Source organism: Chlorobaculum sp. MV4-Y (assembly GCF_025244685.1).
Classification (GTDB): domain Bacteria; phylum Bacteroidota; class Chlorobiia; order Chlorobiales; family Chlorobiaceae; genus Chlorobaculum.
On record NZ_CP104202.1, the window covers coordinates 425,440 to 438,782 of the forward strand.

General features: G+C 56.9%; 12 protein-coding genes. 8 read left to right on the plus strand and 4 right to left on the minus strand.

All coding sequences use genetic code 11. The annotated features are described in order from the left end of the window. From NY406_RS02055 to NY406_RS02080, 6 genes are all read left to right on the plus strand, one after another. Positions 1-426 carry a tetratricopeptide repeat protein gene (locus tag NY406_RS02055; RefSeq protein ID WP_260535061.1) on the plus strand — a complete coding sequence of 142 codons (426 nt, stop codon included), beginning with the start codon at positions 1-3 and terminating at the stop codon, positions 424-426. A gap of 11 nt (positions 427-437) precedes the next feature. Then, positions 438-2,066, plus strand: a complete 1,629-nt coding sequence (gene hcp, locus NY406_RS02060) for a hydroxylamine reductase (protein ID WP_260535063.1) — start codon at positions 438-440, stop codon at positions 2,064-2,066. Positions 2,067-2,199: 133 nt separating this feature from the next. Then, a complete protein-coding gene (locus tag NY406_RS02065; protein WP_260535065.1) occupies positions 2,200-2,745 on the plus strand; it encodes an HPP family protein in 546 nt (181 codons plus the stop codon). Positions 2,746-2,942: 197 nt separating this feature from the next. Next, positions 2,943-3,341 (plus strand): transposase, encoded by a 399-nt coding sequence (locus tag NY406_RS02070; RefSeq protein ID WP_260535067.1) that lies wholly within the window; start codon positions 2,943-2,945, stop codon positions 3,339-3,341. A 222-nt stretch (positions 3,342-3,563) separates the two neighbouring features. After that, complete coding sequence (locus NY406_RS02075) at positions 3,564-5,372, plus strand: B12-binding domain-containing radical SAM protein (RefSeq protein ID WP_260535069.1); 1,809 nt, start codon at positions 3,564-3,566, stop codon at positions 5,370-5,372. A 24-nt stretch (positions 5,373-5,396) separates the two neighbouring features. Continuing rightward, positions 5,397-6,041 (plus strand): HAD family hydrolase, encoded by a 645-nt coding sequence (locus NY406_RS02080; protein WP_260535071.1) that lies wholly within the window; start codon positions 5,397-5,399, stop codon positions 6,039-6,041. Between the two features lie 22 nt (positions 6,042-6,063). Here NY406_RS02080 and NY406_RS02085 read toward each other — a convergent pair whose 3' ends face one another. After that, the gene (locus tag NY406_RS02085; RefSeq protein ID WP_260535073.1) at positions 6,064-7,608 is read right to left on the minus strand and encodes a PAS domain-containing sensor histidine kinase; all 1,545 of its coding nucleotides are present in this window, start codon (positions 7,606-7,608) and stop codon (positions 6,064-6,066) included. 91 nt (positions 7,609-7,699) lie between these two features. After that, positions 7,700-7,978 (minus strand): hypothetical protein, encoded by a 279-nt coding sequence (locus tag NY406_RS02090; RefSeq protein WP_260535075.1) that lies wholly within the window; start codon positions 7,976-7,978, stop codon positions 7,700-7,702. Positions 7,979-7,995: 17 nt separating this feature from the next. Here NY406_RS02090 and NY406_RS02095 point away from each other — a divergent pair, with 17 nt between their 5' ends. Next, positions 7,996-9,237: an MFS transporter gene (locus NY406_RS02095; RefSeq protein ID WP_260535077.1), complete on the plus strand. Its 1,242-nt coding sequence runs from the start codon at positions 7,996-7,998 to the stop codon at positions 9,235-9,237. 122 nt (positions 9,238-9,359) lie between these two features. Here NY406_RS02095 and NY406_RS02100 read toward each other — a convergent pair whose 3' ends face one another. Further along, positions 9,360-9,884: a DUF1003 domain-containing protein gene (locus NY406_RS02100; RefSeq protein ID WP_260535079.1), complete on the minus strand. Its 525-nt coding sequence runs from the start codon at positions 9,882-9,884 to the stop codon at positions 9,360-9,362. A 206-nt stretch (positions 9,885-10,090) separates the two neighbouring features. Further along, positions 10,091-12,946, minus strand: a complete 2,856-nt coding sequence (uvrA, locus tag NY406_RS02105; RefSeq protein WP_260535081.1) for an excinuclease ABC subunit UvrA — start codon at positions 12,944-12,946, stop codon at positions 10,091-10,093. Between the two features lie 233 nt (positions 12,947-13,179). Between uvrA and NY406_RS02110 the strand changes: the two genes are divergently transcribed. Further along, positions 13,180-13,341 (plus strand): hypothetical protein, encoded by a 162-nt coding sequence (locus tag NY406_RS02110; RefSeq protein WP_260535083.1) that lies wholly within the window; start codon positions 13,180-13,182, stop codon positions 13,339-13,341. Positions 13,342-13,343 lie beyond the last annotated feature (2 nt).

Genomic DNA, 13,343 nt, shown 5'->3' on the forward strand with positions numbered 1-13,343 from the left:
ATGCTGAAGGACGCACTTGGAGCCTGGCGCGGGTCGGAGGAGGAGATTAGCCGCCTGATCGAAGTTGACCCGGTCAACGCCGACGCCTGGAGCAACCGGGCGGGAGTCCGGAGTGCGTCTGGCGATCTCGAAGGAGCGCTGGGTGACCTGACGATGGCGATCAAGCTCGGGTTGCGATTCCGCGAGAGAATCATCGCGTATGGCAATCGCGGCATTATTCGCGCCGAAACCGGCGATTACGAAGGGGCAATCGAAGACTTCAGTGCGGTGATCGAGGCACGGCCCCGCAAATCCATCGTGAAAGCGGCGCTCATGCAGCGGGCGCTGGCGAAAGAAAGAATTGGTGACAGGGAGGGTAGTGCAGCCGACAGACGGCTGGCGAGCATTCTGTCACCGGACTTGAACAAACAAACAACAGAAAAGTAAGGAGATACACTATGTCTATGCATTGCGATCAATGCCAGGAGAGCATCAAGGGAACGGGCTGTAACGTCCGTGGCGTGTGTGGCAAGGATGATGTGACCGCCGCACTCCAGGACACGCTCGTCTACGCTACCGAGGGCATTGCTCTCTGCGCCGAGGCGCTCGAAGGGCCGATTGACCGGAAGTACGGCCGGTTCATCAGCGAGTGCCTGTTCGTGACTGTCACCAACACCAACTTCGACGATGAGGCTATCGTTGAGCAGATCAACAAGGCGCTCGCCATTCGCGACGAGATCAAGGCGCTCACCGGCAAGACTCCGGCGCACGACGCCGCGACCTGGAGCGGCAGCACCCGCGAGGAGTTCCTCGGCAAGGCGATGGCGTGCAGCATCGACAGCCTGAGCGCAGATCCCGATCTTCGCTCGCTCAAGAGCCTTTTGCTCTACGGCATCAAGGGCCTGGCCGCCTACACCGATCACGCCGCCGTGCTCGGCTACAATGACGACGACATCTACGCTTTCTATGTCAAGGGGCTTTCTGCACTTGCAAAAGAGCTGTTGGCCGATGAGCTGCTTGGCCTCGTGGTGGAGTGCGGCGCGACCGCCGTCAAGGCGATGGCCCTGCTCGACAAGGCCAACACCGAAACCTACGGCAACCCGGAGATCACCATGGTCAAAACCGGCGTCGGAAGCCGTCCGGGCATCCTCATCTCCGGCCACGACCTGCGCGACATGGAAGACCTGCTCAAGCAGACCGAAGGCACCGGCGTGGATGTGTACACCCACTGCGAAATGCTTCCGGCGCACTACTACCCGGCCTTCAAAAAGTACGCGCATTTCGTCGGCAACTACGGTAACTCCTGGTGGTCGCAGGATCGCGAGTTTGAGAGCTTTAACGGACCGATACTCATGACCACCAACTGCATTGTGCCGGTTCGCGAGTCCTATCGTGGCCGCATGTTCACCACCGGCATGGCGGGCTATCCCGGCCTGAAGCACATTCCGGCGCGTCCCGAAGGTGGCAGCAAGGACTTCTCCGAGATTATCGAGCTTGCCAAAACCTGCAAGGCTCCGGTCGAGATCGAGAACGGCGAGATCGTCGGCGGCTTCGCTCACAGCCAGGTGCTGGCGCTGGCCGACAAGGTGGTTGATGCGGTCAAGTCCGGCGCGATCAAACGTTTCGTGGTGATGGCTGGCTGCGACGGACGCCACAGCTCGCGCCAGTACTACACCGACGTAGCCTCAGCGCTGCCCAACGACACGGTGATCCTTACCGCTGGTTGCGCCAAGTACCGTTACAACAAGCTCGCGCTCGGCGACATCGGCGGCATCCCGCGCGTGCTCGACGCTGGTCAGTGCAACGATAGCTACTCGCTGGCCGTGATCGCCCTCAAGCTCAAGGAGGTGTTCGGACTGGAGAACATCAACGACCTGCCGATCTCCTACGACATCGCCTGGTACGAACAGAAAGCGGTCACCGTGCTGCTTGCCTTGCTCTACCTCGGCGTCAAAGGCATCCGCCTCGGCCCAACACTTCCGGAGTTCCTGACCCCGAACGTTACTGCGGCGCTGGTGCAGACGTTCGGCATCAAAGGTATTGACACCGTTGAAGCTGATGTTGAAGCGATGATGGCTGGGCATTGATTATTGTTGCATTGGACTTGCGAATACTGGTCTGATCGATGAAACAAGACGAGGAGGGGCTGCGCCAATGCAGCCTCTTTTCTTATGTGTTGACTGAATTTGGCCTCGGATTACTCTTAAAAAGTGATGAACGATGAAGCACTATTTTGACCGGATGAAACCGACCGGCGTTTGTCCGCCGCGAAAACCGGTGAGCAAGATTATCTGGTCGTGGATTGGCGCTTTTGCCGGTATCTATCTCGTTGCCCTGATTGGAAAATATACCGGTCTTGCAGGCGTGAATAACGTGTTTCTGATCGGCTCTTTCGGCGCATCCGCTGTTCTGGTTTATGGCGCGCCAATGGCCGATTTCTCGCAACCGCGCAACATTGTCGGCGGTCACTTTATTTCTGCTATAGTCGGCGTCACGATTTCCATGCTTGTCAAAGACCCGCTTCTCGCCAGCGCAATGGCAGTGTCGCTGGCCATCGTGGCGATGCATTTCACCCGCACGCTGCATCCGCCTGGCGGCGCAACTGCCCTGATCGCCGTTATCGGCGGAGAAAAAATCCACCAGCTTGGCTATGCGTACGTTTTGTATCCGGTGCTCTTGGGGGCAGTGATCATGATGCTGGTCGCGCTGTTGGTGAACAATCTATCGACAAATCCGAAGCGGCATTATCCGGTTTATTGGGTGTAAGATAGTGTATGGGAATTGATGGGGGATTGACTGGATAGCTTGCCTATCGAAGCTGCTCCGGTGTTGTTTGCCGGGGCAGCTTTTTTTGCTATCAACTTCACGACGGATTTTTATGATAGAACAAAAGAATTATTGGGTCTGTGAGATAAAGTGTGTAAACGGTCATAGATTCCTCTCATGAAACAAGGAGCAAAACTGTGACCAGAAAGAAAGACAAGATTCCAGACCGCCAAAGCGAGCTGATCGAGCAGCTCAAAAAGCGCCTGATCGAAACAGTGCTTGAGGGCGAACTGGACGAGCATCTCGGCTATGCCAGGTACACCCCGAGCGTTCCAAAGAGCGGCAACAGCCGTAACGGTCATGGCAGCAAAACGATCATCGTTGACCACGATCAACTCGAAATCAACCCGCCGCGTGACCGCAACAGCACTTTCGAGCCGCAACCGATTCCGAAACGCCAGACGCGCTTCAAGGGATTCGATGAAAAAATCCTGGCTATGCAGAACATTGCCAAGAAATGGACCATGCCGCTTGGCAACCGGGGCGCTGTGATCAACCAGTTTTCCATTAAATTCGAAGGACGGCTTCCCGTTTGATGACGACCGTTTACACACTTGGTTGAACAGAGCCTGGCGTTTGCTGAACGGTGCCATCTGACGGTTACGGTTTGAGATGTAATGTTGGCGGGACTTGGTTCTTTATCACCCAAATCACGTATATTCCAGCATTATGCGGTGTATTCACCAGTCGGTGGGTCATCGCATCACCATCCTGTCCTGTTCGGACATCTGAACCCAATCCGGAAGCAATCCCACTTTATGGCGTATTACAGGAACATCTGCTTTGTCGAGGCTCCGCAGGCGATTGTTACGCCGTTTCCAAGGTATATCAGTGATTGCATCGGCGTCTGCTATCTGGCCGCAGCTGTCGAGGATGTCGTCGAGCGCATGGCGATGCCGGAGAACTATTATAACGACGGGATTTTTGAGAGCTTCGAGCGGTTGCTGAAAGAGCGTTCGTTCGATCTGGTCGCTATCTCTTCGATGACCGGCGCGTTCAACAATGCGGAGCGGCTGGCGCGAATCGCGGCGAAGCACGGTGTGACGGTGGTGATGGGCGGGTTCCACCCGACCGCGCTGCCCGAAGAGGTGCTCGATCTCGGGTGCGTCGATCTGGTGGTGATCGGCGAAGGCGAAGCGACCTTCCGCGAGCTGGTCGAAAAAGGGCCGTCGCGCGAGGTCAAGGGGCTTGCCTGGAAGGAGAACGGCGCGTTCGTCCATACCGGAATGCGCGAGCTGATCAAGGATGTGGATTCGATCCGCTTTCCGTTGCGGTCGATCCGGCCCGAGCGCTTCGGTGAGAAGAGCAGCGACTACACCATCGACACGATCTACACCTCGCGCGGTTGCCCGTGGGTCTGCTCGTTCTGCGCGAACGACAAGATGCACAAGCACTGGCGGGGGCGGACGGCGGAGAATGTGGTCGAGGAGATCGCCCAACTGCACGACCGCAAAAAGAAGAAGCTGCTCAAAATCTGGGACGCGAATTTTCTGACCAACATCAAGCGGGTCGAGAAAATCTGCGACCTGATGATCGAGCGTGGGCTGATCAACTTCAGAATCGTCACCGAAACGCGGGCCAAGGATGTGATTCGCGCCGAGCGCATTCTGCCGAAGCTGCGCAAGATCGGGCTGAACAAGGTTGGCCTCGGCATCGAGAGCCCGAACCCGAAGACGCTCGAACTGATGAACAAGGAGAACTCGCTCGACGAGGTGACCACGGCGATCAACCTTCTGAACAAGTTCGGCGTTGGCTCCGAGGGGTACTTCATCGTTGGGCACTATGCGGAGAGCGTCGAAGACACGATGCCTTACCCGAAATTCGCTCGTGCGCTCGGTCTGCGCCAGACGCTCTTCATGGCGATGACTCCCTATCCCGGCACCCGGATTTTTGACGAGTACGCTCGCGAGAACAATATCACTTCGTTCGACTGGGACCTGTACAACAACTTCGTGCCGGTGATCCGCACGGCGCACATGGAGAACCGCGACATCATGCGCATGATGGTCTATTGCAACGTGGCCTTCTGCGACTACCGCTCCGTGCTCAAGCGCGACGACAATCGCGGCGTGCTGCTCACGTTCCTGAAGGATTTGTTCCAGCTCGTTTTTTTGCTGAAGGTCAACAAGACGCTCGACCGCAAGGCGGCTTCGCAGATTGTTTTCGAAGCGTTTGAGCTGTGGCTCGGCACCAATCCGGGGCTCGACTACACCAGAACGCCGCCTCCATCGCCTCTCAAAGAGCCGATTGGCGTGTGCCTGGCGCACGCGGCGTCAGGCCAGCGGATCGACTTCGTCGTCGAGCAGGAGGGCGACCGGCGGGTACTGAAGCTGCGCAAGGTTGCATCCGGCGAGCTGACGGCGTTCCCTGTGGTGAGTCTCGACAAGGTGGTCGATGCAGCCTTTTCGCTCTCGATGGACGCGCTCATGCGTCTGCTCTACCGCAACGAACTGATGCGTAACAATCCGCGCCTGACGCCACGTCAGGTGCTCGCACTCTTCGCTGATCGTGATATCCGCCAAGTGGCGATGCGATTTTGGCGGCTGTATCGGGGGTGTTTCAAGTGACTGTCAACGGTGTAACGAACTTTTATGATCGAAGCGATTTTGTGGGATAATGACGGGCTTTTGGTGGACAGCGAGGCGGTGTTTTTCGAGCTGACGCGCACTTTTTTTGCCGAAGCCGGTTTGCATATCGATGAAGAATTCTGGGGCATTGAGTACCTCGGCAATGCCAAACACAGCTATCAGATTGCCGCTGAACTCGGACTTGCGCCGGAGCTGATTCCTTCGCTGCTCGACCGGCGCAACGAGGCGTTTGTACAGCGTTTGCGCCATTCCGTACCACTCATGCCGAAGGTTCGCGAAACCATTGAGGCTCTGTCGGGCAGCGTACGCCTTGCCATGGTGACGGGCAGTCCGCGCGACAAGGTGCTGCTGATGCACGGCAATAATGGACTGCTCGATCATTTCGAGGTGATTGTGACCGATGACGAAATCAGCAACCCGAAACCTCATCCCGAACCTTATCTCAAGGCGATGGAGATGCTCGGCGTCGAGCCGGAGCGATGCCTGGCCGTAGAGGATTCGCGGCGCGGGCTCGATTCAGCGTTAGCCGCCGGGCTGCGCTGCATCGCGGTGCCGAACGCACTGACCAAGGTGCAGTGCTTCGACCGTGCTCATGCGGTGGAAGCAGATGTTTCAGGCGTTCTGAAGCACGTCAACGTTGAGAAGTGATCGGCAAAGGCTGGCAAGCTCCTCAAATCTTTTCGACTTTACTGTTCAGCACCTGGTCGATCGCACGGAGGAAATCTTCGATGCCGAACGGCTTCTGGATAAAATCCACTCCAACCCTGAGCTTTTTCTGACCATTGACGTTATCCGGAGCGTGGGCTGACATGAACAGGCATTTCATGGCCGGATTTTTTTTCTGGAGTACCCGGCTCAGCTCGATGCCGTTCATCGTCGGCAGTATCACGTCGGTTACCAGCAGATCGATCCGGTACTCGTAGGTTTTGGCGGCGAGCAGGCACTCGTCAGCGTCAGTTGCCGTGAAGACCGTGAATTCATGGCTTTCGAGAATATCCTGCACCAGTTTGAGAATGTAGGGCTCGTCCTCGACTACCATGATCTTCGCTTTTGTCTTTAGTTCAGTTTGCGGTTTATCAGCAGGGATGCCTGTTTTCTGTTGCGGTTCCTGATGCAGTGGGAACCAGATATCGAAGGTCGTACCCTTGCCGGGTTCGGAGTGGCACTCGATATGACCGTTGTTCTGCCTCACGATGCCATAGACCGACGAAAGGCCCAGTCCGGTGCCTTTGCCGACCTCCTTGGTGGTGAAGAAAGGTTCGTAAATGTGGGGCAAGACGCTGGCTTCAATGCCGCAGCCATTATCGGTGACCGACAGTTTTGCATAATCCCCAGGTGAGAGCCTGGGAGTGCAGGTTTTGCCATCGGACGGCTCGAATCGTGCGCTTCCGCATCTGACTGTGATGCATCCACTCCCATCGATGGCGTCACGCGCGTTGACGAGCAGGTTGGAGAGAATCTGTTCGAGCTGCGTGGGGTCGAACTTTACCTGGATCGGCTCGTCGCAAAGATGCCATTCGAGATGGATGTTCTTGTCGATGAGCCGCTGGTACAGGTGAAGGCAGTCCGAAACCTCTTTGGTCAGGTTGAACACCCGAGGCATTGCCACCTGCTTGCGCGCAAAGGCGAGCAACTGGCGGGTAAGGTCCGCCGAACGGAGCGCGAGCTTGTGGATGTCACTGATGTTCTGGACAACGGGGTTGGAGGGGTCAAGCTTTTTGAGCGCCAGTTCCGTGTTGCCGATGATGGCTGCAAGCGCGTTGTTGAAATCGTGCGCGATGCCGCCGGCAAGCTGGCCGACAAGTTCCATTTTCTGGAACTGCAAAAGCTGCTCCTGTAACTTTTTTTGCTGCTCTTCAACCTCTTTGATTTCGGTTATTTCAGTGACAACCGCTACCACGCAGGGCTGCCCCGCGATGATGGCCCGTTTGCCGCGGAACGTCGCCCATTTGTAGGGTGGCCCGCTTTTGTGGTACATTCTGAACTCGCCAGTTTCCTCGATATCGAGATCGATGATATCACGCGCTTTCCGGATCATCTCGGGAAGGTCATCGGGATGCACCCGCTTTAGCGGGTTGACGCTGGCCATTTCATGATCGGACAGGCCGTTAATCGTGTCGCGCGAAAAGCGGTTCCAGCCGATCAGGTGCATCCGTTCATCGATGATGAGGATTGAGGCCGGAATTGCGTCATACAGCTCAGTGACCGACGCCAAGGTGTTGAAATCCGTTGTCCCGGGTTTCTGGCTTGTATCAAAAGAGAGTGATGTCCCGAATACAGCGGATGGCATCGATGTATGCAGATTTTCAGGCATGGTGATAGATTGGCGCCACTGCTTGATAAACGGTTACCATTGAACTGCGATCACTGATGGTGCTTATTTGCCGATATGGTTCAGGGCCTTTTGAGTGTAAATAGCAAGTGCAATCTATATTTTTTATTACAAAAATTGATATAAAGCGTGAGCAAAACGGCGTTGATTCCGGTTGGCTTACATCGCAAGTCCGGCTGATAAATTCCGGAATTTCTTGCATCAGGTTATATCCTCGAAAAGATTTTATTTTCCGTTTTGCTTCGTCAACCATTTATCTATTCTCCTCTTATGCAGGAACAATCCCACGCGAGCATTCGTGATGTTTTTTCTCTTCCGGTTATCGTGGCCGCTCTCGGTTATTTCGTCGATATTTATGATCTCGTGCTCTTCAGCATCGTCCGTGTGCCGAGCCTCAAGGCGTTCGGCCTCGAAGGCAAGGCGCTGATCGATTACGGCGTCTTTCTGCTCAACATGCAGATGATCGGCATGCTTCTTGGCGGCATTCTGTGGGGCTGGCTCGGCGACGTGAAGGGGCGGCTGAAGATCATGTTCGGTTCGATCCTCATCTACTCGCTGGCCAATATCGCTAACGGCATGGTGAGCTCGCTTGAGGCTTACGCGGTGCTGCGTTTCATCGCGGGCGTAGGCCTGGCCGGAGAGCTGGGGGCGGGTATCACGCTGGTTTCGGAGATTCTGCATACGAAGGTGCGCGGCTACGGCACCATGCTGGTCGCCTCGATCGGCGTCACCGGTGCGATTCTGGCCAACGCCGTCGCGACCCACTACGACTGGCGCACGGCCTTTTTCATCGGCGGCGGTCTCGGCCTTTTGCTGCTGGTGGCGCGGTTCCGGGTCTCCGAGTCGGGCATGTTCCAGACTATGGAGAACAAGGCGGCGGTCAGCAAAGGCAATCTGCTGGCGCTCTTTACCAGCCGTGACCGCTTTTTCCGCTACCTGCACTCGATCCTCATCGGAGTGCCGATCTGGTTCGTCGTCGGTGTGCTCATCACCTTCTCGCCCGAATTCGCAACAGCTCTCGGTATCAAAGGGGCGGTGTCGGCGGGAAATGCGGTGATGTTCTGCTACCTCGGCCTGGTCTTCGGCGACTTGAGCAGTGGTTTGTTGAGCCAGGTGCTGAAGAGCCGCAAAAAGGCAGTGCTGGTTTTTCTGTTTCTGAATATTGTTTCAATCGCGCTCTACTTTCTTCAGCGGGAGGCGACACCGGAATTCTTCTACGCCGTTTCGTTTATTCTCGGTTTTTCAGGTGGATATTGGGCCATATTTGTGACGGTTGCTGCCGAACAGTTCGGCACCAATCTCCGGGCAACAGTAGCCACGACTGTGCCGAACTTCGTGCGCGGCATGGTGGTGCCCATCACGATGCTGTTCCAGTTCACCAGGGGCCGGTTCGGTCTCGAAGGCGGCGCGATCATCGTCGGAGCTATCTGCATGGTTGCCGCGTTCGTTTCGCTCGCTGCGCTGGAGGAGACGTTCCACAAAGACCTCGATTATTTCGAAGAGTTTATGTGAGGGAGAAGATTGGGACTGTTAGGGTACTTGGGATTCGTGGGAAAATTTCGGAATATATCGTGCGAATTATCTTCTTTTCTCCAGAAGCTCTAACAGTCTCAATAGTCCCAGAAGAAAAGCTATTACCTTCCCCGCAGCTTGTTAATCAGCTCCATCTGAATCTCCTGAATTTCGACCAAGCGTTCCCATTGCTTTGAGAGCAGGTGATCTACTTTCTGGTGGAGCTGGCGGATTTCGAGTTCAGCTTTGAGGTTGACTTTGTAGTCATAGATCGCCTGTTGGCGGTCGCGCTCTTCCTGGCGGTTTTGGTTCATCATGATGACCGGGGCCTGGAGGGCGGCGAGGGTCGAGAGCTCGAGGTTGAGCAGGATGAAGGGGTAGGGGTCGAAGGGTTTGGCGAAGACCGCCACGACGTTGATCGTCATCCACGCGAAGATGAAGATGGCGAAGATGATGATGATGATGAATTTCCAGCTTCCGCCGAATTCGGCGATGTTGTCGGCGAGGCGCTGGCCCAGGGTCAGGTTTTTGTTGAACTTGATGTCGGGGTTTGCTGACAAAATTTCGTGCTTGCGCAGCCCTTCGATCACCTCTTTTGCAAGTTCCGTCAGCTCGCCTTTCTCCTCCTCCAGCAGCGATTCTAACATACAGGTGCTGGTACTGTTGCAGGTCGTTCAGGCAGAACCAGCTGTTTTCATCCCAGCTTCCGTTTTTTTCCGGATGATTTTCGAGACGACGGGGCGGACGACGATTGCCCGCCGGAGCTCCGAGGGCTTTTTTCTCCGCAAATTTGGCAGGTGTGGGCATGGGGATCGGTCGTGCTCATGGTGGTCTCGTGTTGAGTTTTCTTCGGTTACTCGGTTCCCGTCAGCAACTCGCCCGCGTCGAGCCTGAGGTAGTGGCCGGTGTGCGTGTCCGCCCGGCGGGCGAGCTCTTCCGGGGTGCCGGTAGCCACAATCATGCCGCCGCCGTTGCCACCTTCGGGGCCGAGGTCGATGACCCAGTCGCTGTTGCGCACGATGTCGAGGTTGTGCTCGATGACGATGACCGTGTTGCCCTTTTCGACCAGCTTGCGGAGTACTTCGAGCAGGTGCTGGATGTCCTGGAAGTGCAGGCCGGTGGTGGGTTCGTCGAGGATGTAGAGCGTCTTGCCGGTCTGGATTTTGGCCAGCTCTGCCGAGAGCTTGATGCGTTGCGCTTCGCCGCCGGAGAGCAGCGGGGAGGGTTGACCGAGCTTCAGGTAGCCGAGTCCGACGCTCTGCATCGTATCGAGAATCCGGCGGATGCGCGGGAAATCCTCAAAAAACAGGGCGGCCTCCTCGATGGGCATCTCCAGCACGTCGGCAATTGATTTTCCCTTGTACTTGACCTGCAAGGTTTCGCGGTTGTAGCGCTCGCCCTTGCAGTGCTCGCACTGCACGTAAACGTCCGGCAGGAAGTTCATCTCGATTTTCATCGTGCCAGCGCCTTGGCACATTTCGCAGCGTCCGCCCTTGACGTTAAAACTGAAGCGCCCCGCCTTGTAGCCGCGAATCTGCGCTTCTGGCAGGCGGGTGAAGAAGTCGCGGATGAAGGTGAACGCGCCGGTATAGGTGGCCGGGTTGGAGCGCGGCGTGCGGCCAATCGGCGACTGATCGACGTTGACCACCTTGTCGATCAGCTCGATGCCGCTGATGCCATCGCACGGCAGGGCAAGCATCTTCGAGCGGTAGAAGTGACGCGCGAGCAGCGGGTAGAGTGTTTCGTTGATGAGGGTCGATTTGCCCGAGCCGCTCACGCCGGTGACGCTGATGAGCGAGCCGAGCGGGAATTCGGCATCGACGTTTTTCAGGTTGTTGCCCCGACACCCTTTCAGCTTGAGGTAGCGCTGCGTTTTTTTCTGACCGTCCTCCGATGGCGGGAACGAGACCGACAACGTGCCGTTGAGGTAGCCCGCTGTGACCGAGCCCGGGCCGAGCGTCGAGGCGGTGCCCTGTGCCATCACGAGGCCACCGTGCTCGCCTGCTCCGGGGCCGAGGTCGATGATCTGGTCGGCATGGAGCATCGTGTCCTTGTCGTGCTCGACCACGAGCACCGTGTTGCCGAGGTCGCGCAGGCGGTGCAGCGAATCGATGAGCTTGTGGTTGTCGCGCTGGTGCAGGCCGATGCTTGGCTCGTCGAGCACGTAGAGCACGCCCGAGAGCTGCGAACCGAGCTGCGAGGCGAGCCGGATGCGCTGTGCTTCGCCGCCGGAGAGCGTCTGCGAGCTGCGGTCGAGCGTGAGGTAGCCGAGGCCGACGTTGAGCAAAAAGTCGATGCGCTTGGTGATTTCGTGCAGCACCGGCGCGGCGACGAGCTGCTCCTTCGCGGTGAGCTTTGGCGGCAGGGTGCGAAAGAACTCCAGCGCTTCGGGAAGCGGCAGCGCTTCAACCTCGGCGATGTTCAGGCCATCGACTTTCACGTGCAGGCTCTCCTGTTTGAGGCGTGCGCCGCCGCACACCGGGCAGGTCTGGCGGATCATGAAGCTCTCGGCCCACTCGCGCAGCTTTGGCGTGTTGGCGTTCAACCGCACCTCCTCGACGTAGGGTACTGCGCCCTGGAATGTCTGCGGATAGAGATGCTCCTTTCCGGCGTAGCTGTAACCTACGTCAAAGGTCTTGCTGCCGGAGCCGTAAAGCAAAATGTCGAGCGCCTCGACAGGAATTTCTGCCACTGGCGTCGTGAGCGAGAAGCCGTACTTTTTGGCGATGGCGCGGATCACCTGCCAGAGGTTCCGCTTGCCCGGCTTGCCGAACGGCTCGATAGCTCCTTCTTCGAGCGAGCGCGTCATGTCGGGTACCATCAGCTCCGCCGAGAGCTGCATGATGTCGCCGAGGCCGTTGCACTCGGGGCACGCGCCGTAGGGGGAGTTGAAGCTGAACTGGTTCGGCGCGAGCACGTCCACCGGCACGGTGCCGTCCGAGTAGGCGTACTGCGTGCTGAAGTACAGCTCACCACGCTCGGGATCGTCCGTGTCGCAGATCACCGACGACTTGTACTCCGACATCGAAATGGCGAGATTGACCGATTTTTTGAGCCGCTCGCCGATACCCGGCCCCGCCACCAGCCGGTCAACCACCAGCTCGATGTTGTGGCTTTTGTAGCGTTCGAGCTGCATTCCCGCGGCCAGCTCCACGTACTTGCCGTCGATACGCGCCCGCAGAAACCCCTTTTTGACGAGCCGGTCGAACAGCTCGCGGTAGTGGCCTTTTCGCCCCGTCACCAGCGGTGAGAGAATCTGGAGCTTCGTGCCCTCCGGTAGTGCCATGATTGCCTCGCAGATGCTCTCCTCGCTTTGCTTCTGGAGCATCTGCCCCGTCACCGGATCGTAGCGCCGCCCCGCCTTCGCGTACAGCAGTCGCACGAAATCGTGGATTTCGGTCACGGTGCCGACCGTCGAACGTGGCGAACGGCTGGTGCTCTTCTGGTCAATCGAAATCACCGGTGACAGCCCCTCGATGAAATCGACATCGGGCCGCTCGATGTTGCCGATGAACTGCCGGGCGTAGGGCGAGAGCGTCTCCATGAAGCGCCGCTGCCCCTCGGCGTAGATCGTGTCGAATGCCAGACTCGACTTGCCCGATCCCGAAATGCCGGTAATAACGACCAGCTTGTTGTGGGGGATGTCGAGCGAGATGTTTTTGAGATTGTGAACCCGTGCGCCTCGTATGCTGATGTGGCTGAAATCCATTCGCTGTCTTGTGGTGAACCTCTGAAAATGTCTGTTTTTCAATCTATCAATGTTCTCCGAAACATCAACTCAGAAAACAGCTTTCCCGGTTCAAACGGTTCCGGTTGTGATAAAGGTTTCAGGTGTGTTACAATAGCTGTGAAAATTCATTGGGAAGCATATATTCCAACCGTCCGTTATGAGACGGATCAACCATTTTTGAACTGATAAATTGCATTACGAACATGGAGATCATGTACAAACAGAAGGCAGAACCCGGCAAGCAGTGCCAGGAGTGCCAGAGCTTTACCGTCAATCCCTCGAATCCGTCCGTCGGCACTTGCTTCGGCAAGGATGTTGTCGCTGAGGGCGGCTGTATGTTTTTCAAGCCCAAGGAAGAGAGCTCCAAGGCCTGATA